Origin of the sequence: Cryobacterium sp. TMT2-18-2 (genome assembly GCF_004402245.1) — a bacterium.
GTDB classification, from domain to species: domain Bacteria; phylum Actinomycetota; class Actinomycetes; order Actinomycetales; family Microbacteriaceae; genus Cryobacterium; species Cryobacterium sandaracinum.
Genome location: NZ_SOFU01000025.1, coordinates 1 through 22,761, shown reverse-complemented (window position 1 = coordinate 22,761; position 22,761 = coordinate 1). Strand labels below are relative to the sequence as shown.

The following is a 22,761-nucleotide window of genomic DNA, read 5'->3' as shown; positions in this document are numbered from 1 at the left end:
CGGAGTAGTGCTTGGCGATGCTGACCACCAGGCGCAGATTCGATTCGATGAAGCGGTTCTTCGCGCGGCGGCCATCATGGGCAAGCCAGGCCAGCTCGCGGGCCAAGGAGGGTTCAACCTCGCCCTGCTCGCTGCGTTGCTCGGCGAACAGGCCGACTTCGATGCGTCTGGCCAGGTCGACCTCGTCCTCGGCGGTGAGGAGCGAAACGCTGCCGATCTTTCTCAGGTAGTCGCCGAACGCGTCCGTCGCTGCACGGTTATAGGTGGCAACGGATGATGCATGTGCGGTAATGGTCATGGGTTCCTCCAGTTCGGGCTGGAACATTAGTACATATCCTGGGAGGGACCGCGTCGAGGGCCTTGACTCGGCCGCGAAGAAACCGAATAATGCTCGAGAACTGAATCAACCGTGCAGGGCGACATAGGTGATCAGGCCGCGCACCGTTGTGACAACCGCGTAGTCGCGCTCGGGGATGTCCACGCCTGTCGCCTCGTGGATCGTCTCGATCAGCCGCAGGAAGTCCAGCGAGTCGAGTTCCAGATCTTGGCGCAATCGCGCGCTCTCGTCGAGATCGTCGGTGTCGACATCCGGCGCAACCTGGCGGATGGCCGCATACACGGCCGTTCGGGCCTCCTGTTCGGTCTGTTCGGTCATAGCTCCTCCAGGTTCTGCATCAGTTCGTCGATCCGGGCGAGGAATCGCCCGCCGCGCAGTCCGTCGCTGACGCGGTGGTCGGCGGACAGGGTGGCCGTGATGGCGGGGCGCACGCCGAGCAGGCCGTTCCGGGTCCACGGCTCCTCCCGCACCCGGCCGAATCCCACCAGGGCGACCTGTGGCGGGTAGATCACGCCGAAGAAGCTCTCGACGCCGAGTTCACCGAGATTGGTGACGGTCAGGGTCGGATCGGCCATCTCCGCGCGCTGCAGCCGGCCGCCGCGCGCCCGGCTTACCAGGTCCCGCAGCTGTTTCATCAGCACCTCCAGCGGCAGGGCGTCCGCGTCGTGCAGCGCGGGGGCAACCAGGCCGCCCCGGCGCAGTGCCACGGCTACGCCCAGGTGCACTGCGGCGCTCGGTTGGAAGGAACCCTCGGTGAAGAAGCCGTTGACCTCGGGGACGTCCCTGGCGGCCGGCGCGGAGGCCTTCAGGAGCAGGGCGGCTGGCACGAGCCACTCGGCGATCGGGCGGAGTTGTACTGCTCCATCCAGGCCAGTGCCGCCCGCAAATCCAGGGTGGTGCTCAGGTAGTGCAGGATGGTCTTCTTCGAGGAAGTGCGGTCCGGCGCCGACTCTCACGGCGGCGACGGCGCGCCGAGTGGCTTCCTCGACGGCGAGCACGTCCATGCCGTCCACGGGCCAGGCGGGGATCTCGTAGGCCGCCGCCTTCAGGGCGATGTCGGTCTGGGATTCCGAACGCGCGAGCGCTGTGCCCATGGCGTAGAGGTTGTTCTCGCAGCAGAACAGCACCGGCAGCTGCCAGAGGGCCGCGAGGTTGAGGTTCTCGTGGAAGGCACCCTCGGCGACGGCGCCCTCGCCGAAGAAGCAGGCGGTGACGCGGGAGCGGCCCGCCATCTTGTCGGCCAGAGCCAGACCGATGGCGAGAGGAAGACCGCCGGCGACGATGGCGTTGCCCCCGAAGAACCGGGTGGCCGCATCGAAAAGGTGCATGGACCCGCCGCGGCCCCGGCAGCATCCCTGTTCGAATCCGTACATCGCGGCCAGGATTGCGCCGGCGGCGACCCCGCGCAGTAGCGCGTGGCCGTGTTCGCGGTAGGTCGCTACGACGGCGTCCTCCGGTTCGAGCGTCGCCAGAACGCCGGCCGCCACCGCCTCCTCGCCGATGTAGACGTGCATGAACCCGCGGATCTTCGCGGCTCTGTACAGCTCGACGTACTTCTCCTCGAACCGCCGCACCCGCAGCATCTGGTGCAGCAGGCTGCGGGCGTGATCCGGGTTCGCTGCGATGCGGCCCGCGAACCTCTCGGCACGCACCGCCCGTTCCGCGCTCATCGGGGCACCTCAACGGTGGACGTGTCGCCTTCGGGCAGACCCAGTTCGCGGGCCTTGAGTAGCCGGCGCAGAATCTTGCCGCTGCGGGTCTTGGGGAGTGAGGTAGTGAAGTCCAGTTCCTGCGGCGCCACGGCCGGGCCGAGGCGCTTGCGGGCGAAGCCGATGATGTCCAGGCGCAGCGCTTCGCTGGGCTCCCACCCCGTCCTTAGTTCGACGAAGGCCTTGACCACCTCGCCCGCAACCGGATCCGGGATGCCGATCACGCCGGCCTCCGCCACCGCCTCGTGCTCCATCAGCGAGCTCTCCACCTCGAAGGGCCCGATCAGGTGCCCGGACGACTTGATGACGTCGTCTCCGCGGCCGACAAACCAGTAGTACCCGTCGAAATCCCGCCGGGCGAGGTCGCCAATGAGGTACCAGCCGCCGACGAAAGTTTGCCGGTAACGTTCCTCCTCGCCCAGATACCCGCGGAACATCGACGGCCAGCCGGGCCGTAGTGCCAGCTCGCCCAGGGCATCCGGTTCGGTCACCAGCACGACCTCGCCGCCACGCATCAGCGGCGCGCCCTGCTGGTCCCGGGCGGCCAGCGCTGCCTCGACGCCGGGTAAAGGCCGCCCCATCGAGCCGGGGCGGATGGGCGTGGCCGCGTAGTTCGCGATCATGATCCCGCCGGTCTCGGTCTGCCACCAGTTGTCGTGCACGGGTTGCCCGAACGCCTCCTGGCCCCACACCACGACCTCGGGTTGAGCGGCTCACCCACGCTGGCCACGAACCTCAGCGCGGACAGGTCGTGGCCGGCGGCCCGGTCTGAGCCGGCTTTCATGAGCATTCGCAGGGCGGTCGGCGCCGTGTACCAGCCGGTCACGCGCTGCTCGGCGAGCACCCGGTACCACCGGTCCGCGTCCAGCTCCTCCTCGTCGACGATGGCGGTCACGCCGTGCACCAGCGGAGCGATGATGCCGTAGGAGGTGCCCGTGACCCAGCCGGGGTCGGCGGTGCACCAGTAGACATCACCGGGGTGCAGATCGAGGGCGAACCGGCCGGTCGCGTAGTGCGCGGTCACGGCGTCGTGCACGTGGATGGCACCCTTCGGGGTGCCGGTGGTGCCGCTCGTGAAGTGCAGCAGAGCCATATCCTCGCCCTGGGTGGCGGCGATCTCGCCGGAGGGCGGGGCCTCCCGCAGCAGGGCCGCCAGATCGAGCGTGCCCGGGTCCGGATGGCCGTCGGCGTCGACCAGCAACACGTGCCGCAGGTCCGGCAGCTGGACCCGGATCGGCGCCACCTTCTTGCGGTACAGCGCCCGCGTTGTGACCAGCGCCCGGCCGCCGCCCAGCTGGAGCCGTTGGCGTACCGGCTCCGGCCCGAAGGCGGAGAACAGCGGGCAGAAGACGCTGGCATTCTTGAACGTGCCGAGCGCCGCGACGTAGAGCGCGGGAACGCGGCCGAGGAGGGAGAAGACCCGGTCGCCCCGCCCGATGCTGAGGCCCCGCAGCACGCTGGCGAAGCGGCCGGTCTGCTCGCCGAGCTCTGCATAGCTCAGGGAGTGGGTCGTGCCGTCGCCGCGCACGAAGCGCAGGGCCTCGTGAGTGGCCCTGGCACCGGCGGCATGCCGGTCAACCGCTTCGTAGGCGATGTTGAGTCCCCGACTGCCGGGCAGCCCCGAAAGAGCGTGGCGGGCCTCGTCCCAGGTGAAGGCGGCGCAGGTCTCGTCATAGTCGACGAGGTTGGGCGGCACCGTGAGGGCGTGAACATTCTTGGGGATGGTGGGCCAGCGTGTCGACGCTTCGGTTCCTGCCGTCATGCAGCCCATGAAACCCCCGCGGGCGCGTGGGGCATAGGGTATCGCCATGGCCTCCTTTGAGCGGATTGTCGACGAGGGCGTGCTCATCGGGCTCTCCGCGGTGCGCATGGCCGTGAAGAACCACATCATCGTGGGGGCGCTGCGCGAGCACCGCGACTTTGCCGACGCCGATTACCCCGCGGCCGCCCGCTGCGAATTGGTCCGGCTGGCGACGCAGAACGAGGAAGATGCCGAGCGTGTCGGGCGGCAGCGGAAAGTCCTGGGTCGGCAGCGGAGCGCGTTCGAGATCACCGACGATGACAGGCTCCACGTGCGCCAACTGGCCTTGCGACGGCGGGTGCACCTGAAGCTCGCCGGTGCCCTACGGGCCGTGGCCGCCGACGACGAGCAGGTCGCCGACCTGCTTGAGCGGGCCCGCACGGACGCCAGCGAGGAAATCGGAGCCGCGCTCGCCGCTCGGCTGGTCGAACAGGTTGTCGACCGCCGGGAGCCCGACTACGCGCAGCGGCGGGCGGAACGGGTGCGGGCTCTGGTGAGCACCGATCTGGCGGCGCTGATGTCGAACCGTCGGGCAGGGCTGGATTCCGGCCGCTGACGGTCTCCTCAGCGGGCGGTTCGGGGCGGAACCTTCTTCACCACGCTGGACTTCGGCTGCATTGAGCCGACTCCGTCGACCGTGCAGTCGATGTCGTGGTCGCCCACGCCATCCTGCAGACGGATACCCCGCATCTTCGTGCCCACCGTGATGGCGGTCGCGGTGCCCTCATGCGTGGGTTAGGCCCGGCCGAGCCTACACATGGGGCCAACTCAGGACATCCGTCAGCCAAGTCCATCGGCCGCTACGGACCAGTGCGGAACCGGGGCGGATGTTCGACCCGGCCGGACGGATCTCCTGAATTGGCCACAAAGCGCGCCGGATGAGCGGCAGCGCGTGCGCGCTTCGCACCTCCATCAGGCGCTCCTCCCCGGATCCCGGACGCAGTCGATGGAGGTGTTGCCCAAATTGCCCGAAAATCCTCAAAAGAAGCCGATTTGCACCAGAATCTCCGTCGAATTGGCTGGACGCCGGGTAGGGAGTCGCCTGGGGTGAGCAGCATTCACTCGGTGCGGTGAGCTGTGATCTTTCTTGAGCGCTACAACCAATCGATTCGGACTCGCTCGCCTACCCGTGCATTTCGGTCTTCTGGATCTGCCACTCGAGGTCGTCGGGGGACAGGTTGGCGTTCTTGAAGGCATCCGTCAGCGGCAGCTGCAAACGCAGGTCGGTGCCGAGGCACAGGGCAGCGGTGCCGGAGCGCAGCTTGAAGTCGAGCACGTGGCCCCCGGCCGTGCGGTCGTCGGTCAGGAAATGCGTGTGGCAGCCGGGCACGCCGATGCCCTGCTCGTAGAGCGGGGTGCGGAAGCCTGCCACGACGCCCGAGACGTCGTGAAGCTCAATGATCGCGTCCTCGTCGGTTGCCTCCACCATGGGGCGATAGGGCTTCTCCTGCTTGACGACCGTGCGCATCCGGATCCACTCGAAGTCGCCGTCGATGCGGAGGGCGTACATGTAGTTCTGCGACGCCGTCAGCTTGTCGATGAACGTCGACGCCTCCGCGCGCACGATGTTCTTCGGCAATTGGCTCTCGATATGAGGCACGAAATTCGTGACGACGGCGTAGGGCGTGTACGCGCCCAGATCGGCCTTCGAAACTCCGCCGTCGGCCCGCAGCTGATAGCAGATGCCGTCGATGATCAGCATTTCACCGTCGAGTCCGTTGAACGTGCCGAGTCCGAAACTGCCGCGGCCGAGCAGGTCGCGCACGGTCATCTCGTCTTCGTAGACGCCGTCGAGTAGCGCGCTCATCAGGCTCGTCTGGAAAATTTCGTGTCGGGTGACAGTGAATTTGCTCATTGCAGCACATCGCTTTCCAGATCGGCCATCAGGTCATCTCTATTGTTGCGGTAGTCGACGTGCACGTCGATGATGCTCGGTCCGGGTTCGGCCAGGGCCTGCGCCAGGATGCCGGCGAAGTCGTCGAGGTGCGTCACCCGGTGGCCGTGGGCGCCGAACGATTCGGCATAGGCGACGGCGTCGTAATCGCCCAGCTGCACGCCGGAGGTGCGCCCGTATTTGCCCATCTGCTGGAACGCCACCATGTCGTAGGTGCCGTCGTTGAAGATGATGTGGGTGAACGTCGAGCCGAGCCGCACGGCCGTCTCCAGCTCCATGGCGGAGTAGAGGAAACCACCGTCGCCCGACACGGACACGACTGGTGTGCCCGGGCGCACCAGGGTTGCGGCGATCGCCCAGGGCAGGGCCACGCCCAGGGTCTGCTGGCCGTTCGAGAACAACAGGGTGCGCGGGTGGTAGGTGCGGAAGTGCCGGGCCATGTAGATGTAGTGGGAGCCCACGTCGCAGAGCACCGTCGTGTCATCCGGCAGCAGTTCGCGCATCATCAGTGTGAGGTCGGCCGGGTGCACGCCCTCGGACTCGTCCCGGCGACCGGTGGGCTGGTCGGCGTGCGCGAGGCAGGCGCGCTGCTCGGCGACCTCGGCCGCGGCGGCGACCGGCATCGACAGCCCGTTGATCTGGCGAGCGAGGGCGTCGAGGGTCTCGGCGACGTCGCCGCGCAGTTCGACGGTGGGCCGGTAATAGTCGTCGAGGTCGGCGGCGAGTTCGTCGAGGTGGATGATCACGCGCAGGTGGTCTTTGTTCCACTTCGACGGTTCGTACTCGACGAAGTCGTAGCCGACGGTCAGGATCACGTCGGCCTTGTGCAGAAGGATGTCCCCGGGCTGGTTGCGGAACAGGCCCACGCGTCCGAGGTAGTGCTCTTCGAGTTCGTGCGAGATGACTCCCGCGGCCTGGAACGTCTCGACGACGGGAAGTCCGGCGACGCCCAGCAGACGGTGCAGCGCCGCGACGGCCTGGTCCGAACCGGACCGCGCGCCGGCGAGGATGACCGGGAACTGCGCATCCTTCAGCAGGGCGGCAGCGCGCTGCACGCTCTTGGAGGGTGCGGCGCCCAGCTGCGGCACCCAGTGCGGCTGCGTCATCGACACGGTCGTCGAGTCCGTGAGCACGTCGTAGGGGAGAACAACCGCGGCGGCGCCCTTGGGCTCCTGGGTTGCCTCGCGGAACGCGTTCGCGATTGCTTCCGGCACGTTGTCTGCGACACTCACCTCGCCGGCGGACTTGGTCACGGCGGACAGCATGCCCACGGCATCCATTGTCTGGTGGGTACGCTTCAACCGGTCGGCGCGCGGAACCGCGCCGCAGAGGGCGACCACCGGGTCGCCTTCGGTCGTCGCCGTCAGTAGGCCCGTCGCGAGGTTGGAGGTGCCCGGTCCGCTCGTCACCAGGACGACGCCCGGCTGGCCGCTCAAACGCCCGACGGCGGCGGCCATGAAGGCCGCATTCTGCTCGTGACGCACCACGATCACCTCGGGTCCGTCGTCGATGAGAGCGTCGTAGACTGGGTCGATCTTGGCGCCGGGAACGCCGAAGACCCACTGCACGCCGTAGGCCTTCAGGCATTCCACCACGCGTTCGGCGGAGCGGGTGGACGGAGCGGGGGTGCCGGCGTCAGAGCGCACGAGCGTGGTCTCGGTTGAGTCGTCGTCGCTCTGGAGCGATGAAGTAGTGGTCATAGTGATGCCTCCCGGATCGCCGTTCTGAATCGGCCTCCCCTCCATCGTGGCTGCTCGTTCAATAAGAAGCAACGCCGAGTAGCGATGCAAACGATCTGAAAATGAGATGCTTGGACCATGGAATTGAGACAGCTCGAATTCTTCAGCGCCGTCGCCGGTGAGTTGAGCTTCACGCGCGCCGGGGACCGGCTCACCATCGCCCAGTCAGCCGTCTCGGCCGGCATTCGTTCGCTCGAAAGTGAATTGGGCGTCGAACTGTTCGATCGCAGCCGCCGCCAGATCAGGCTCACTACGACTGGCGAACTGCTGCTTCCGAAGGTGCGCGACGCTCTCGACGCCGTGAACGAGGTGCGCGATGCCGCCCAGGAGACCACCCGCGCCATCACCGGGTCCATCGTGATCGGGCTGATGACCTCGGTCACGCTCGTCAATGTGCCTCGGCTGCTCGGTCTCTTCCGCGCCGGCCATCCGGGCGTCGGCGTGCGGCTGCGCGCGGCCCGGCGGGGGTCGGCCGGGCTGGTCGACGAGCTCGTCTCGGGCGAACTCGACCTGGCCTTCCTCGCCCTCAGCGGCACGGCGCCGACGGCGCTCTTGGCCGTGCCGATCGCTTCGTCGCCGATGGTGCTGGTGGTGCCGAAAGGCCACCGGCTCGCCTCCGCGTCGGCCGTGGGCCTGGGTGACCTCGTGCCGGAGGAGTTCATCGATCTTCCGCCCGGCTACGCCAGCCGTCAGATCGTGGACGATGCCTTCACCGCTGCCGGCCTCGAGCGGCGGGTGATGATCGAGGTCTCCGATATCGGAACGGCCGCCGAATACGTGACCAACGGCCTCGGAGTGGCCCTGTTGCCCGAATTCACTGCCCACGACGCGCTCGACGTGCACCGGCTTCCCGTGGCGAATCTGCCCGATTTCACGGTGTACCTGGCGGCCTCGCGCAAGCGGCGGGCGTCGGCCGCCGTGCGCGCGTTCGTGGAGCTCGCGCTCGCCAGCGACGAGGCGCGCGGCTGATGCGAGGCAAGGCCGACGACGGCCCCGAGCAGCGCCGACCCGGCTGCGAGCCCGGGGTCGACGACCGGCGCCCACTGCTGAATGGCCGACACGATCACCACCGCGAAAACCCCGAGTGCGGCTCCGATCAGGCCGCCGAGTAGGCCGATGACCACGGATTCGACCATGAACTGGCTCGAGATGTTGCGCTTGGTGGCGCCCAGGGCCAGGCGCAGCCCGATCTCGCCCACCCTTTCCATCACCGACAGCAGGGTGACGTTCGCGATCCCCAGTCCACCCGCGACGAGGGCGAGCACGCCGAGGATCAGAAAGATGACGTTCACGTCGGCCTGCACGTTCTCGCGCAGTGCGGATATAGCCGACGGGGCCTGTACCTCGAAGTTTTCCGGAGCGTTGGGGTCCAGGGCGATCGGAGCCTGCTTCGCGACCACTTTGCCGGCGCCGAAAGCGATCCGGATCTGCAGTTCATCCGGGCCGGTCAGGCCGAATTCGACGGAGTTTTCGGCCGAGACGGCCCGGAAACCCGTGGAACCCGGCGTTCCGCCGCTGAGGAACACAGTCCGCGCGGGCTGCCGGATCGGAGCTACCGGGAGCCATGCAAACCACTGGGTTGGGACTCACTCTGTTAGCGGTCGAGCCCCGCCATACGTTCCAGTGCGGCTCGCATGATCATCTGGGCTGGGTCACCGATCACGTGATTGTTCAGGTACAGGCTCTCCGCCCATGACAGGACTTCCGCTTTGGTGAGCCCCACGGCCGACCAGTCCACGCCTGCTTCGGCGCGGGCTTTCGGTTCCCCGGTCTTCGGGTTCAGCCACACCCGTGCGATCGGGATATCCGGATCTTCGTGCTCCGGATTCCAGAGGAGCGCGATCGGGTGGTCAGATCCGTCGAGGTGATCGTCGGCGATGTAGCCGGACCCGAGCCAGGGGAGCATCAGTTGCTCGCCCTCCAACTCCACGTCGATGATTTCGAGCGGGACCGGCCCGTAATCGCGGGAGTACACCGGCAGCCCGACATGGTGCCATTCGGCGGCCTCGTCCGCGTCTTCCAGCAGATCCGGGAGGCGCGGGGCGACGTGCAGCACGAAGCCGGTCGCCCAGTCGACGAGGGCCTGAGTGTCGGCGGCCGGCCATGGACTGTCATCGCTCGAAGTTCCGTCCGCGTTGTGGAAGTGGTACTCGACTCCTTCTTCCAGGATGTCCAGGTGGAACTCTCCGTCGTCGAAGCCGAGGAAGATGCCGGCGACCTGCTCCTCGTCGTCCCAGTCCGCGTCGAATTCCGGGTGCCGGAAACGGGGGGGCAGCGGGGGGATGTCCAGGGGCAGCACGCCGAGGTCGAGCACCACCCGCAGCACGGTGTTCGGCATACGCAGTGTCGGGTCGGTCATGGTCTCGACGATACCGGAGCCCGCCGACGTGGGCGTCACAGAGTCGCATCACAGGGCCGGGTGTCAGTTCCCTTTCACTCTTAAACTTTCAAATCGACTTCGCACCAGGGGAAGACTGGAGTCGAATACGATGATTGCCCCTCATTCTCTCATTGCATTCCGGATTCCTGCGGATGAGGAGTTCTCCGACGAACTGAGCGTCATGGTCGGAATTGGGCATCGGGGTTCCTCTACTTTGGGTGTGACGTGCGCAGTAGCAGGAAAGTACGGTGGCCACTCTGACAAGCCGATCCGCCTCGTTTGCTGCGATCACGCGACCGTAGCGAGGTCCTGACCGCACCGTTCCCGTGCAGGGACAAATCAGAGCCCGATACTCAGATCTGCCAGTGAGAGGCACCTGACAGCCGCGACCGGGCTTGAGCGCCCTGTATTGGGGCGGTGAAGCGGGCTGGGCTGGAGACACCCACGGATACGATCAAGCGGAGGCGAGGGCGTGCTGAACGTGAACATGGTGATGCCGGTTGGGAACTGTAAAGCAGTCGCAATCCCGTATGAGTGCATGATGATCGCACTTACCTCCTCGTGCGACGCATGGGTGGGGCCAACCCCTGTTCGCGCAACACGTACGTGATCTGCGTCGCTCAACGTCCGGGTTACGGCTGGCCAGCCGGGTCCGCGTTCAGCACGGTGTAGCGGACGTTCTCAGCGCGCTCATTGTTCACCACGACGCCTTCCTTCCACGTGGCACCTTCGGCACTCGTCGTTGCGGTGATCGTTGGTGTTGCGAGACGTTGATCCACAGCGAGAGGGCTTGGAGGCACGAGGGTTCACTGTCGTCGGCCGATCTTGGAGTGCCCGGCTTGAACTGGCGGATCCGCCAAATCTGTCGAACTTCCGCCAGGCGCTCTCGCGAGTTCAGGCTGCCGGACTGAGCGTTTCCGAATTGACTGTGACCTCCGCGGCCGATCTGTATGAGCTGGAAAATACAACAACGCCGACTACCCATTCACGCCAGCCACCCCGCACGAGCTGTTGGATGCCGATGCCACTCGAGACCTCTGGAACCACGGCTTTCGCGTGTTTGGCGCGTACGGCCGCGACGAACTGGTCGGGGCGACCCTCAACGCACATCGCGATCGCCACGTGGAGACGGAATGCACGTCGGTGTTGGCCAGTTATCGAGGCCGCGGAAGCCCTAGCTACGGCGATGGCTGTGCACTTACGTTCGGGCTCCGGCGTGCAGAGCGATCGAGTCGCCGGCGCCCACGGTAGCGGTGAAGGTTCCGTCAGCGGCGACGAAGTAGCTTGGGCCCGAGCAGGAGCCGCCCGCGCCGGGGTCGCCGTGCTGGACGTCGCAGTAGCTTCCTGCGGGCAGGGAGGTCTTGAACGTCTGCCTGATCGCGCCACCCTCGTGGTTGATCACGACGAAGCCCCCACTCCCCCGACCGAAGGCGATCGCGTTGTTGCCGTTAGACCACCAGTTCGTCACCGCGGTGCCCGTCACGGTATTGCGGAAGGCGACCATGTTTGCGATCTGCCGCCAGGCGTGCTGGCACTTCCAGCCGTCGCTGTAGCAGGCGTTGACCGTGCCGCCATTCGGCGGGCCGGCATCCGTGTTGCTGAATTCATAGCCCGAGTACACGTTCGGCGAGCCGTAGGGCCAGGCGAGCATGAAGATGTTCGCGAGCGTGTAAGTGCTGCCGTCCTTGTAGCTGAGGGTCGAGCCGTTGCGCTCGGTGTCCCAGTTGTCCACGAAGACCCGCGCCTTGTTGCTCGCGAGGTAGCCCCAGGACTCGCCCCATGTGTTCAGGTAGGCGATCTTGTCGCTGGTGAACATGCGTTTGAGGTCGAAGGCCCCACGGAATTCGTCGACATCGCCGGTCGAGGTGTATTCGCCCGGCTGGACCGCCTCGTTCCCACCGGCGATGACCTCCTGCGCCTAGTAGACGCTCGGGTTGGTCAGCTTTGCCTTGATGGCGGAGAGGTCGGCCGCGGCCATGTGCTTGGCGCCGTCGATCCGGAAACCGTCGACGCCGAGGGCGCTGAGGTGGTTGAGGTACGCCGCGATGGTGGACTGCACGTAGGTGCTCGCCGTGTCGAGATCGGCGAGGCCGACGAGCTCGCAGTTCTGTACGTTGGAGCGGTCGCTGTAGTTGGTGATCGGGGTCCGGCAGGAGTGGAAGTCCTGGTTCTGGTAGTAGCCCGGGTAGTCGTACTTGCTGTAGACGGTGCCCCCCGTGCCCGTGCCGGAACCCGCACTCATATGGTTGATCACCGCGTCGGCCACGACCTTGACACCGGCGGTGTGGCAGGTGCTGACCATGCTCGAAAAGGCGGCCTCGTTGCCGAGTCGCCCGGCGATCTTGTAGCTGACCGGCTGGTAGGAGGTCCACCACTGCGAGCCCTGGATGTGCTCCTGGGCGGGCGAGACCTCAACGAATCCATACCCCTTGGGACCGAGGGTATCCGTGCAGGCCCGGGCGACCGATGCGAAGGACCACTCGAAGAGCGTCGCCGTGACGTCCTTGGCACCCGGCGGACTCGCATCCGCCCGGGGCGTTGTCACTCCTACATCGAGGCTCAGGGTCAGGACGAGGGCCAGGCCGGCCACCGCTGCAAACAACGGACGGGTTGATCTGCGCACGATGAAACTCCTTGTCGCGCGCGCCAGCGGACCACGCCGACGCACTCCATTGGGAACGGGCGATTGCGAGCGAGCCGCGGAAGCGGAACTCGGCAAACGAGGTACTGAACCCTCGGGTCACGCTACTGCAAGCGTTTGCAGTATTGCAAGCGCATGCCGAGGAATTGTGCGCCAGCCCCTTAACAATCGCCCGAGGGCTGGTGGAATCCTTCCGGAACGCCGGCGAGGGGTGCTCTCACTCTCGTCGGAAGTCGCCCGAAAGCAGAGTCCCGAGGCGATGAAGCCGAAAGGCCGACCAGACAAGGACGGATTCCAGCGCTTCATCTATCCCACACCCGGCACCTACATGGCCATTGACCGCGCTAACGGGAAGCGAGTTAAACGCCAGACCCCAGCGAGCATCACCATTCCCGAGGATGCTGGAGCACCCGCCGCGAGGAATCAGGACCCGCGATTGCCGCTGAAGCACCTGCAGAAATTCGCGTTCAAGTCTCCTGAACACCGGAAGTACTTCGGCATGCGCAGCCTCGTCGAGTCCGCGACCAAAACACTGAAGTCGAAGAACTTCGAAGACCTCGCCAACGTGAGCAAACGCTCCGGCCGCGGGTTCGCTTTCAACTACCTCGCTGCCACCCTCGCCGCGGTCTCATCGAACCTCCGGAAGATATTCGACTACTTCGTCAAGACTGCCGAACGGGACTCCGGGGAGAACCTCTGCCGAGAACGCAGGCGCACGGAAGCCGCAGGAACACCATTAACCAGGCACATTGCTCTCCCGGCGCTGGCGCCGCCGCAGTAGCGGTCGCCGTCCCCACATTCCGCTCGAAACCCCCGCACTCGGAACGCTTCAGCCTGCCCACACGCAGGCTGATTGGCGTTTGAGGGGCCGATTCCGCGCCAAAAGGCCAAATCAGGACCGCGCGAGACCTTAAATGAAGAAGGCCGGCTAAGCATTTCTGCTCAACCGGCCTGTCCACCTGGATTTCATGAATACCATTCCTGGGTTTCTGAAACACCCAAGAAGGGCCGCGCGGCCTATGCGCGGCGGAAGGCAATCGCGTTGCCCGTATTCGGTCAGATCCACACCCGACAAGGAAAATTCGTTCTGCTACGTGGGTTGGAGCAAGCAGCCCACGAANGTTGGAGCAAGCAGCCCACGAATGGGACCTGATCGCTGCCTGCCACAACCTGATGAAGCTGCACACCGTGCACACCAAGGCTCTCCTCGCCACGCAAGCCGCACTGACAGCCCGCCCGGCAACCTAAGGACCAGGGCAGAACCGCCCTGCCGGGCGCCAGCGGCCTCGACCTACTGCCGCCAACGCGGCACTGACCCTATTTTCAGTCGGCACGAGAACAACACAGACCCCAAAGTCCACGACGACCGCCACAGCAACGCCCCGCCCGCTGCGGCCAAATTGGCCCGAATCTCGTCGCATCAACTGCGAATAGGCGTTACTGACACACGCTCCTAGTCGCTGCTGCCTTCTTTTTGTCAGCTATCTCATGCATGTCAGGTGCAGTAGATGGCCAGTTTTCGCAATGCGCCTTGGAGGAGTCATCAATGACCGATGCCTCACGACTGCTGGCGCTGCGGCACGAACGATCCCCGGCGCGCAAGTGAACGAAGGGGTGGTCAAGGTTTCAAATATTCAGCAATCGCCCATCACGGCCGAGTGGACAGCAGTCGACCGTGTCGATGGCCTGTCCGAGATTCGCTCAGGTGTCCGATCGGGCCCGAACACGCAGGCGAACGCCAGCCCCTTCGAGATCGCTGGCGAAGTGGAACGATGTTCCCGAAGCTCAGTCCAAACTTCAGTGAGACAAATCCGGCTTTATTTGAGAACTCACACCGGGAAAGCTGACAAGTGAGCGGATGACGGGAATCGAACCCGCGCTATCAGCTTGGGAAGCTGAAGTTCTACCATTGAACTACATCCGCACGTCCGTCGCGCAGGCAAGCCCGCACCGGAACCGTGCCAGCATATCAAGTCCGCGCCGTTAGGCTGGACCCGTGCTGCTCTCGGATCGCGATATCAAGGCTGAAGTCAACGCGGAACGAATCCGTCTGGAGCCGTACCAGGCCGACATGATCCAGCCGTCGAGCATCGACGTGCGACTCGACGGATTCTTCCGCCTCTTCGACAACCACAAGTACCCCTACATCGATCCGGCCGAAGACCAGCCCGATCTGACCCGGTTGATCGAGACCGCGGCGGGCGAACCGTTCATCCTGCACCCCGGTGAGTTCGTGCTCGGGTCCACGTACGAGAAGGTCAGCCTGCCCGACGACGTCGCCGCGCGGCTGGAGGGCAAGAGCTCGCTCGGCCGGCTCGGCCTGCTCACCCACTCGACCGCCGGCTTCATCGATCCCGGTTTCACCGGCCACGTGACGCTCGAGTTGAGCAACGTCGCCACACTGCCGATCAAGCTGTGGCCCGGCATGAAGATCGGTCAGCTCTGCTTCTTTCGGCTGAGTTCGCCCGCCGAACGTCCCTACGGCTCAAGCGCATACAGCTCCCGCTACCAGGGTCAGCGCGGGCCGACCGCGTCGCGGTCGTTCCAAAACTTCCACTGCACGGATGTGCGGGAGGCCTCGACGGGATCGACCACCGTAGTCGAGTAGCCCGGTTCACCCGCATGCAACACGCGCCCGGTAAAATCGGCCCATGACCACATCCGTGCCCAGCTTTGCCGAGGCGCTCGTCGCGCCGGGACCGACACCCGACTACCCGGGGCGGATGCGCCGCTTCGGCCAGCTGGTCGGCGCCTGGGCCGCCACCGGGTCCCGCCTCGACGAGACGACCGGCGAATGGACCGGGCGCGAATTCACCTGGATCGTCGACTTCGTGCTCGACGGGCGTGCGGTGCAAGACGTCGAGATCGTCGTGAGCGACTCGCACCCGACCGGCTTCGCGACCGTCGCCACGGCCGTCCGAGTCTATGATTCCTACGCCGGCGTGTGGCGGGTCAGCTATTTCGCCCCGGCATCCGGCGAGTACTGTCACCTCGTGGCGACCCCCCACCGCAACGGCCTGCGCCAGGACGGCACGGGCACCGACGGCCGCCCGATCCGCTGGAACTTCGTCTCGATCACACCTGACGCCTACGCCTGGGAGGGCTGGGTCTCCAACGACGAGGGTTCCACCTGGGTGCTGGTCGAGCACAACGAGGCCACCCGCATCCGTTAGCCGATCTGGTTCTGGCGGGCCTTCACCGGCAGCAGGAGAAGCAGCCCCACGAGCAAAACCAGCATGAGTCCGAGGATGCCCCAATAGGTTTCGCCGAAGATCGTCACCATCAGGGCGAACATGGTCGGCGCCAGAAAGCTCACCGCGCGGCCCGTCGTGGCGTAGAGCCCGAAGACCTCGCCCTCCCGACCGGCCGGTATCAGGCGTGCCAGAAAGGTGCGGCTGGCCGACTGGGCCGGCCCGACGAAGAGCGTCAGGGCGAGGCCGGCGGTCCAGAACACGATCTGACCGCCGTCGTGCAGCAGGAACACGATGCTGCCGAACACGATCAGGCCGATCAGGGCGGTCACGATGATCGGCTTTGCGCCGACCCGGTCGTCAAGCGCGCCGGCGATGACGGTGGCCACGCCCGCCACGACATTGGCGGCGATAGCGAAGATGATCACCTCGCCGGGTGAGAATCCGAAGACGGATGCCGCGAGCACCCCGCCGAAGGTGAAAACCCCGGCCAGGCCGTCGCGGAAGATCGCGCTCGCGATCAGGAAGTACACCGTCTGGCGGCTGGTCTTCCAGAGCCGAACGATGTCCTGCCCGAGCACGACGTAGGAACGGAGGAAGCTCACCCGGGGCCGGCGCACCGCGGCGGAAAAACGGTATTCGGGAACCGAGAACAGCACCGGCAGGGCGAACAGGCCGAACCAGGCGGCCGCGATGAGCATCGTGACCCGCACCGAAAGGCCGTACTCGCTGGTTACCCCGAACAGACCCACGTCGGGGCTGATGAAACCGAAGTACACGATGAGCAGCAGCACGATGCCGCCGATGTAGCCCATGCCCCAACCGAAACCGCTGACCCTGCCGATCGTGCGCGCGGTCGAGACCTGGGACAGCATGGCGTTGTAGTTGACGCTGGCGAACTCGAAGAAGACGTTGCCGGCGGCCACCAGAACGAGGCCGAGCAGCAGGAAGTTCGGTGACGCCTCCACGAAGAACATCGCCGCGGTGAGGCCCACCACGATGAACGTGTTGACGCCGAGCCACAGCTTGCGCCGCCCGGAGGTGTCCGAGCGCTGTCCGGTGATCGGGGCCAGCACGGCTACCAGCAGGCCGGCGATGGCGAGGGCCCAGCCGAGCTGGGCGGAAATGACGTCTTTGTCGCCGAACGAGCTGCCCGTGATGTAGACGGTGAATACGAAGGTGGTGACCACCGCATTGAACGCGGCAGAGCCCCAGTCCCAGAAGCTCCAGGCCACTACTCGGCGTCTGCTCGTTTTGTCAGGCAGCTCCCGGGCATCCGTGCTGCCCTGCTCCGCGATCCCGGTCATGCGCTGAGGCTAGTGGATGTGGGTGGCCGGAGACCATCGATTGCACGAAATCTGAAAGTTGAGTCGTTCACGCTCAACTCTCAGGTGCGTGGCTTGACTTTCGATTTGCGACACTGGCACACTTGAGCCAGCACCACTCAACTCTGTGAAATCGAGCTGAGAACATACTTTAAAGGAGAACGCACACATGGCCCGTGCAGTAGGCATCGACCTCGGAACCACCAACTCTGTGGTGGCCGTCCTCGAAGGTGGAGAACCCACCGTCATCGCAAACGCCGAAGGCTTCCGGACCACACCGTCCGTCGTCGCCTTCACCAAAGACGGCGAGGTGCTGGTCGGCGAGACCGCCAAGCGCCAGGCCGTCACCAACGTCGACCGCACCATCGCGTCGGTCAAGCGCCACATGGGCACCGACTGGAATGTCGCCATCGACGACAAGAAGTTCACTCCGCAGGAAGTTTCGGCCCGCATCCTGGCGAAGCTCAAGCGCGATGCCGAGGCGTACCTGGGCGACAAGGTGACGGATGCCGTCATCACGGTTCCCGCGTATTTCAACGACGCCGAGCGCCAGGCGACCAAGGAGGCCGGAGAGATCTCCGGACTCAACGTGCTGCGTATCATCAACGAGCCGACCGCCGCCGCACTTGCCTACGGCCTCGACCGTGGCAAGGAAGACGAGCTCATCCTGGTCTTCGACCTCGGCGGCGGAACCTTCGACGTCTCCCTCCTCGAGGTAGGCAAGGACGACGACTTCTCCACCATTCAGGTGCGGTCGACTGCCGGTGACAACCGCCTCGGCGGCGACGACTGGGACCAGCGCATCGTCGATCACCTGATCAAGAAGTTCAAGGAAACCACCGGCGTCGACGTCTCCAAGGACAAGATCGCCAAGCAGCGCCTCAAGGAAGCCGCCGAGCAGGCCAAGAAGGAACTCTCGAGCAGCATGTCGACGAGCATCCAGCTGCCGTACCTCTCCCTGACCGAGAATGGCCCGGCCAACCTCGACGAGACGCTCACCCGCGCCCAGTTCGAGAAGATGACCGAAGACCTGCTCGACCGCACGAAGAAGCCGTTCCAGGACGTCATCCGTGAAGCCGGGGTCAAGGTGGAAGATATCGCCCACGTTGTTCTCGTCGGTGGCTCCACCCGCATGCCCGCCGTGTACGAGCTCGTCAAGGCCGAGACCGGTGGCAAGGACCCGAACAAGGGCGTCAATCCGGACGAGGTCGTCGCCGTTGGCGCCGCACTGCAGGCCGGTGTGCTGAAGGGTGAGCGCAAAGATGTTCTGCTCATCGACGTCACCCCGCTGAGCCTCGGCATCGAGACCAAGGGCGGCATCATGACGCGCCTGATCGAGCGCAACACGGCCATCCCGACCAAGCGCAGCGAGACCTTCACCACGGCCGACGATAACCAGCCGTCCGTCGCGATCCAGGTCTTCCAAGGCGAGCGCGAGTTCACCCGCGACAACAAGAACCTCGGCACGTTCGAGCTGACCGGTATCGCGCCGGCCCCGCGCGGCATCCCGCAGGTTGAGGTCACCTTCGATCTCGACGCCAACGGCATCGTGCACGTGTCCGCCAAGGACAAGGGCACCGGCAAGGAGCAGTCGATGACCATCACGGGCGGATCCTCGCTCGCTAAGGAAGACATCGAGCGCATGGTGCGCGAGGGCGAAGAGCACGCCGCCGAGGACAAGCGCCGTCGCGAGGCAGCCGAGACCCGCAACACGGCGGAGCAGCTCGCGTACTCGATCGAGAAGCTGATCAAGGAGAACGACGAGAAGCTGCCCGAGGACGTGAAGTCCGAGGTTCAGGCCGACGTCGACGCACTCAAGGCCGCTCTCGTCGGCGACGACGATGCGGCCGTGAAGACGGCCTTCGACAAGCTCAACGAGAGCCAGGGCAAGCTCGGCGAGGCCATCTACAAGACCAGCCAGGCGGATGCCGCGGCCGGTGCCCCGAGCGACTCCGAGCCGACCGCCGACGCGGCCGGCTCTGACGAAGACGTGGTTGACGCCGAGGTCGTCGACGACGAAGACGAGGCCAAGAAGTAATGGCAGACGACGACAAGCGTCCTGGCGACGAGCCGTTCGACGAGGGGGCATCCGCTGAGGGTGCCCCCGGGGCCGACGCCGAGACGGAATCCGAAGGTGTGAGTGTCGAGGACATCGACGAGGCGTCCGCCGAGGGTATCGAAGAGGACGAGCTGACGGTCCAAGACATCCTGGATGCCGCCACGCGGGAAGTCGACGAGCCCACGAGCGAGCACCTCGCCGACCTCAAGCGGGTCACCGCGGAGTACGCCAACTACCGGCGCCGCACCGAGGCCAACCGCGAGGTCGAGCGTGAGCGCGTCACCGTGGATGTCGTCAAGGGCCTGATTCCCGTGCTCGACGATCTCGACCGCGCTGAGAAGCACGGCGACCTGGTCGAAGACTCGGGGTTCAGCACGATCGCCGCAAAACTCCGGGGGAGCGTCGAGCGTCTGGGCGTGAAGTCCTTCGGCACGGTCGGCGAACCGTTCGATCCGACCATCCACGAGGCGATCTTCCAGCTGCCCACCGCGGGCATCGAGTCGGAGACAGTTGGTGACGTGATCGAGACCGGTTACTTCCTCGGCTCGTCGCTCCTGCGCGTGGCCAAGGTCGTCGTGCAGGTACCGAGCGATGGCTAGCCAGGACTGGTTCGATAAGGACTTCTACAAGGTCCTGGGTGTGTCAAAGGACGTCACCCCGGCCGAGCTGAAGAAGGCCTATCGCAAGCTCGCCCGCACGTACCACCCGGACTCCAATCCGGGCAACCCTGCGGCCGAGGCGACGTTCAAGGAGATCAGCGAGGCACACTCGGTGATCGGTGACCCTGCCCAACGCAAGGAATACGATGCCGTGCGCGCGATGGGCGGTGGAGCCCGCTTCACCGCCCCGCGCCCCGGCGGCGGGCAGGCCGGAGGCTTCGACGATGTCTTCGGCGGCATGTTCGGTGGGGGCGCGCGGCAACAACAGCCCGGCTACTCCTATGAGCAGGGCGGTTTCGACGACCTCCTCGGCGGCATGTTCGGCCGCGGTCAGGGTGGTGGCGGTTTCGGCACCTCGAGCGGCGGGTTCCGCGGTTACGGCGGGCCGACTCGCGGCCGCGACGTGATCGCGTCGACCACGGTCGACTTCATCACGGCCACGCACGGTGACCAGATCACCCTGCAAACGCAGGATGGCCGCGCCATCAAGGTGAAGATCCCGGCCGGGGTGGCCGACGGGCAGAAGATCAAACTCCGCGGCCAGGGGCAGCACAGCCCCGACGGCGGCGAGTCCGGCGACATCGTGCTCACGGTGAACGTGCGCAAGCACCCGGTCTTCGAGCGCGACGGGCTGAACCTGCGGGTCTCCGTGCCGGTCACGTTCGTCGAGGCCGCGCTCGGCGCCACTATCGAGGTGCCGACGTTGGGCGGAGCGCCGGTCAAACTACGTATCGCCCCGGGTACCCCGAGCGGGCGCGTGCTGCGGGTCAAGGGGCGTGGTGTCGTGACGCCCAAGGGCACCGGGGACCTGCTGGCGGAGGTTCAGGTTGCCGTTCCGTCTCATCTGTCGAAGGACGCCGAGGAGAAACTCGCGGCCTTCGCGGAAGCACTGCCGAAGGAGAATCCGCGCGACGAACTCCTCGCGAAGGCGAGAGACTGACGGTGGACGAGAACACCCGGGTTTTCGTGATCTCGATGGCCGCCGAGCTTGCGGGCATGCACCCGCAAACGCTGCGCCAATATGATCGCCTGGGACTGGTGAGTCCCGACCGCACCCCCGGTCGGTCTCGCCGGTACTCGATGCGGGATGTGGCCAAGCTCCGCGAGATCGCGGAGCTTGGTGCCGAGGGTGTGAGCCTGGAAGGCATCCGTCGCATCATTGACCTCGAGGACCACGTGCGCACGCTCGAATCGCGGCTGCGCGAATTGGAGTCTGCGCTGGCCGATGAACTGCTCAACCGTCCGGGCCGCCGCGTCTTCGCGGCCGGCTCGGCCGGCGAGGTCATCTCGATGCGGGCCGGTACGCGCACGCGCCGGTCCAACCAGATCGTGATCTGGCGCCCCCTGGGATCCCGCCCGATCGGCGACGAGAAGTAGCCGCACTGCGGGTTAGCCTGAGGCAATGCCCGATTTTTCCTTTGACCGCCTGAGGCGTTTCCCCGACGTGGAAGCGGACAATCTCTTCGCCGTGGATGCGAGCGACCGGCTGATCCTCGACGAGGCGGCCGGCGTGCTGGCCGAGGCAGGATCCGGTGAGGTCGTGGTGATCGAGGACCGCTATGGCGCCCTCACCCTGGGCGCGGCCGCACTGGCCGGGGCTCGGGGAATCCGGGTGCACCAGGATGTCCTCTCCGGGGAGTTGGCACTCGCCCTGAATGCGGCCGACGCCGGACTCGCGGATTCCTACCACTCCCTCATCCTGGGCGAAGAACTGCTGGCGGACGCGCGGGTGGTACTGATCCAGCTGCCGCGCAGTCTGGCGGCGCTCGATGAGTTCGCCGACGCCATCCGTCGTTTCGCGGCACCGGATGTGGTGGTGATCGCCGGCGGACGCATCAAGCACATGACGCCGACCATGAACGCGGTGCTCCGCCGGCATTTCTGCGAGCTGCAGATTTCGTCGGCCCGGCAGAAATCGCGGGTACTCAGGGCAGCGGCCCCGATTGCCTCCGCCACTGAGCCGACGATGTCCACCTGGCCGAATTCTGTGGAGCACGCCGACCTTGGACTCACGATCTGCGCCCACGGGGCCGCGTTTGCCGGCGCGACCGTCGATATCGGAACGCGCTACCTGCTCGAGTTCCTCGATCGCATGAAAACGGATGCCCGGAGCGCCATCGATCTCGGCTGCGGCACCGGGGTGCTGGCCGCCACCCTCGCCCGACGCCGTCCCGCCCTACGGGTGATCGCCACCGACCAGTCGGCCGCGGCCGTCGCCTCCGCGCGGGCCACCATGGTGGCCAATGCGCTCGCCGACCGGGTCACGGTCGTGCGGGATGACGCGCTCCAGAGCCAACCGGATGCCTCGGCCGAACTGATTGTGCTGAACCCGCCCTTTCATATCGGCTCGTCGGTCCATGCCGGCATAGCCCTGAAACTGTTCGAGGATGCCGGACGAGTGTTGCAGCCCGGTGGTGAGCTGTGGAGCGTGTGGAACACCTACCTCGGTTATCGTCCCGCGTTGACGCGACTGGTCGGGCCGACACACCAGGTCGGCCGGAACGCCAAATTCACCGTCACGGTCTCGACCGGACGCTGAGACGCGCCGGACCGCCGTGAGGCCCGCACTTGGGGGCTTGCGCCAGGGCGTCGAAGCCGACACGCCCGGGATGCGGGAGGGAGTTGCGCACCCCCAGAATTCACCGTAATGTCTCTCTAGTCACCCCACAGGTTCGGAAAGCCGCAGAGTTTCCCGGCCTCAAGTGGGACGAAGGTTTTAGTTTTTTCTCGGATACCCTTCCGCAAGGAAGCGTTCGAGCAGAAACCAAGATAATAGCTCTCTCCGGCTAGTCGTCAGGTCGCATATGCAAATTTTTTCGAGTCGCTTTGGTGCACTCGGAATCGGCTGCTTTCCGTGATTTGACAGGGATTAGTCGGCTGGGTAAGTTATACAAGTTGCCTCGAAGCGACAGCCCGCTATGGGGCTTGAAGTCGAGTGCGTCCGATCCTTGAGAACTCAACAGCGTGCACAATGTCAAATGCCAAAAACCTCGTGGTTTGGATCCGTTTCTAGCGGTGAAGGATCA

Annotated in this window: 20 protein-coding genes, 1 tRNA gene and 4 pseudogenes; 11 read left to right on the top strand and 14 right to left on the bottom strand. The window is 65.7% G+C overall.

The features are described from left to right. From E3O22_RS08435 to acsA, 5 genes and pseudogenes are all read right to left on the bottom strand, one after another. The coding region (locus E3O22_RS08435; RefSeq protein WP_304988788.1) for a sigma-70 factor domain-containing protein at positions 1-325 on the bottom strand (325 nt) is incomplete at its 3' end. 78 nt (positions 326-403) lie between these two features. Further along, a complete protein-coding gene (locus tag E3O22_RS08430) occupies positions 404-655 on the bottom strand; it encodes an acyl carrier protein (RefSeq protein WP_134395211.1) in 252 nt (83 codons plus the stop codon). Further along, the gene (locus tag E3O22_RS08425) at positions 652-1,164 is read right to left on the bottom strand and encodes a 2-oxo acid dehydrogenase subunit E2 (RefSeq protein ID WP_241976576.1); all 513 of its coding nucleotides are present in this window, start codon (positions 1,162-1,164) and stop codon (positions 652-654) included. The genes E3O22_RS08430 and E3O22_RS08425 overlap by 4 nt, the downstream gene beginning before the upstream one ends. Positions 1,165-1,260: 96 nt before the next feature. Continuing rightward, positions 1,261-2,007 (bottom strand): annotated as a pseudogene (locus E3O22_RS08420) (thiamine pyrophosphate-dependent enzyme); the annotation flags it as partial. Beyond that, a pseudogene (gene acsA / locus E3O22_RS08415) lies at positions 2,004-3,808 on the bottom strand (acetate--CoA ligase). The pseudogenes acsA and E3O22_RS08420, both read right to left, overlap by 4 nt. 46 nt (positions 3,809-3,854) lie before the next feature. Here acsA and E3O22_RS08410 point away from each other — a divergent pair. After that, entirely contained in the window at positions 3,855-4,403 is a 549-nt protein-coding gene (locus E3O22_RS08410) for a hypothetical protein (RefSeq protein ID WP_134395210.1), read from the top strand. 8 nt (positions 4,404-4,411) lie between these two features. Here E3O22_RS08410 and E3O22_RS08405 read toward each other — a convergent pair. The 3 genes and pseudogenes from E3O22_RS08405 to alsS all read right to left on the bottom strand — a co-directional run. Next, a pseudogene (locus E3O22_RS08405) lies at positions 4,412-4,573 on the bottom strand (PhnA domain-containing protein); the annotation flags it as partial. 397 nt (positions 4,574-4,970) lie between these two features. Then, complete coding sequence (budA, locus tag E3O22_RS08400) at positions 4,971-5,702, bottom strand: acetolactate decarboxylase (protein ID WP_134395208.1); 732 nt, start codon at positions 5,700-5,702, stop codon at positions 4,971-4,973. Beyond that, complete coding sequence (alsS, locus tag E3O22_RS08395) at positions 5,699-7,441, bottom strand: acetolactate synthase AlsS (RefSeq protein WP_134395207.1); 1,743 nt, start codon at positions 7,439-7,441, stop codon at positions 5,699-5,701. Before alsS ends, budA begins: the two co-directional genes overlap by 4 nt. A gap of 117 nt (positions 7,442-7,558) precedes the next feature. Between alsS and E3O22_RS08390 the strand changes: the two genes are divergently transcribed. Then, complete coding sequence (locus E3O22_RS08390) at positions 7,559-8,449, top strand: LysR family transcriptional regulator (protein ID WP_241976575.1); 891 nt, start codon at positions 7,559-7,561, stop codon at positions 8,447-8,449. Between the two features lie 20 nt (positions 8,450-8,469). Here E3O22_RS08390 and E3O22_RS16715 read toward each other — a convergent pair. From E3O22_RS16715 to E3O22_RS16335, 4 genes and pseudogenes are all read right to left on the bottom strand, one after another. Beyond that, positions 8,470-8,745 (bottom strand): annotated as a pseudogene (locus E3O22_RS16715) (ABC transporter permease); the annotation flags it as partial. Between the two features lie 329 nt (positions 8,746-9,074). After that, positions 9,075-9,839, bottom strand: coding sequence for a hypothetical protein (locus E3O22_RS08380; RefSeq protein ID WP_134395206.1), 765 nt, complete (start codon positions 9,837-9,839; stop codon positions 9,075-9,077). A gap of 1,219 nt (positions 9,840-11,058) precedes the next feature. Continuing rightward, complete coding sequence (locus E3O22_RS16340; protein WP_241976574.1) at positions 11,059-11,676, bottom strand: alpha amylase C-terminal domain-containing protein; 618 nt, start codon at positions 11,674-11,676, stop codon at positions 11,059-11,061. 102 nt (positions 11,677-11,778) lie between these two features. Next, a complete protein-coding gene (locus E3O22_RS16335; RefSeq protein ID WP_241976573.1) occupies positions 11,779-12,483 on the bottom strand; it encodes an alpha-amylase family glycosyl hydrolase in 705 nt (234 codons plus the stop codon). 277 nt (positions 12,484-12,760) lie between these two features. Here E3O22_RS16335 and E3O22_RS08370 point away from each other — a divergent pair, with 277 nt between their 5' ends. Next, the gene (locus E3O22_RS08370; protein WP_134395205.1) at positions 12,761-13,282 is read left to right on the top strand and encodes a hypothetical protein; all 522 of its coding nucleotides are present in this window, start codon (positions 12,761-12,763) and stop codon (positions 13,280-13,282) included. 341 nt (positions 13,283-13,623) lie between these two features. Then, positions 13,624-13,749 carry a hypothetical protein gene (locus E3O22_RS16710; RefSeq protein WP_370448471.1) on the top strand — a complete coding sequence of 42 codons (126 nt, stop codon included), beginning with the start codon at positions 13,624-13,626 and terminating at the stop codon, positions 13,747-13,749. A gap of 605 nt (positions 13,750-14,354) precedes the next feature. Here E3O22_RS16710 and E3O22_RS08360 read toward each other — a convergent pair. Continuing rightward, positions 14,355-14,425 (bottom strand) — tRNA-Gly (locus E3O22_RS08360). Between the two features lie 72 nt (positions 14,426-14,497). Here E3O22_RS08360 and dcd point away from each other — a divergent pair. Both dcd and E3O22_RS08350 read left to right on the top strand, forming a co-directional pair. Then, the gene (dcd, locus tag E3O22_RS08355) at positions 14,498-15,109 is read left to right on the top strand and encodes a dCTP deaminase (RefSeq protein ID WP_134395204.1); all 612 of its coding nucleotides are present in this window, start codon (positions 14,498-14,500) and stop codon (positions 15,107-15,109) included. Positions 15,110-15,152: 43 nt separating this feature from the next. Beyond that, the gene (locus E3O22_RS08350; protein WP_134395203.1) at positions 15,153-15,674 is read left to right on the top strand and encodes a hypothetical protein; all 522 of its coding nucleotides are present in this window, start codon (positions 15,153-15,155) and stop codon (positions 15,672-15,674) included. On the opposite strand, the gene E3O22_RS08345 is transcribed toward E3O22_RS08350, so the two are convergent. Then, on the bottom strand, positions 15,671-16,999 hold the full coding sequence (locus E3O22_RS08345; RefSeq protein ID WP_134395202.1) for an MFS transporter: 1,329 nt from the start codon (positions 16,997-16,999) through the stop codon (positions 15,671-15,673). The genes E3O22_RS08350 and E3O22_RS08345 overlap by 4 nt on opposite strands. 187 nt (positions 17,000-17,186) lie before the next feature. Between E3O22_RS08345 and dnaK the strand changes: the two genes are divergently transcribed. From dnaK to E3O22_RS08320, 5 genes are read left to right on the top strand one after another with little or no spacing between them, the layout of a single operon-like run. Next, the gene (gene dnaK, locus E3O22_RS08340) at positions 17,187-19,055 is read left to right on the top strand and encodes a molecular chaperone DnaK (protein WP_134395201.1); all 1,869 of its coding nucleotides are present in this window, start codon (positions 17,187-17,189) and stop codon (positions 19,053-19,055) included. Then, positions 19,055-19,675: a nucleotide exchange factor GrpE gene (locus tag E3O22_RS08335; protein ID WP_134395200.1), complete on the top strand. Its 621-nt coding sequence runs from the start codon at positions 19,055-19,057 to the stop codon at positions 19,673-19,675. The genes dnaK and E3O22_RS08335 overlap by 1 nt, the downstream gene beginning before the upstream one ends. Further along, entirely contained in the window at positions 19,668-20,675 is a 1,008-nt protein-coding gene (locus E3O22_RS08330; protein WP_104099725.1) for a DnaJ C-terminal domain-containing protein, read from the top strand. Before E3O22_RS08335 ends, E3O22_RS08330 begins: the two co-directional genes overlap by 8 nt. A gap of 2 nt (positions 20,676-20,677) precedes the next feature. Next, positions 20,678-21,112: a heat shock protein transcriptional repressor HspR gene (locus E3O22_RS08325; protein WP_104099724.1), complete on the top strand. Its 435-nt coding sequence runs from the start codon at positions 20,678-20,680 to the stop codon at positions 21,110-21,112. A gap of 25 nt (positions 21,113-21,137) precedes the next feature. Further along, on the top strand, positions 21,138-22,274 hold the full coding sequence (locus E3O22_RS08320; protein WP_134395199.1) for a class I SAM-dependent methyltransferase: 1,137 nt from the start codon (positions 21,138-21,140) through the stop codon (positions 22,272-22,274). Positions 22,275-22,761: the final 487 nt, after the last annotated feature.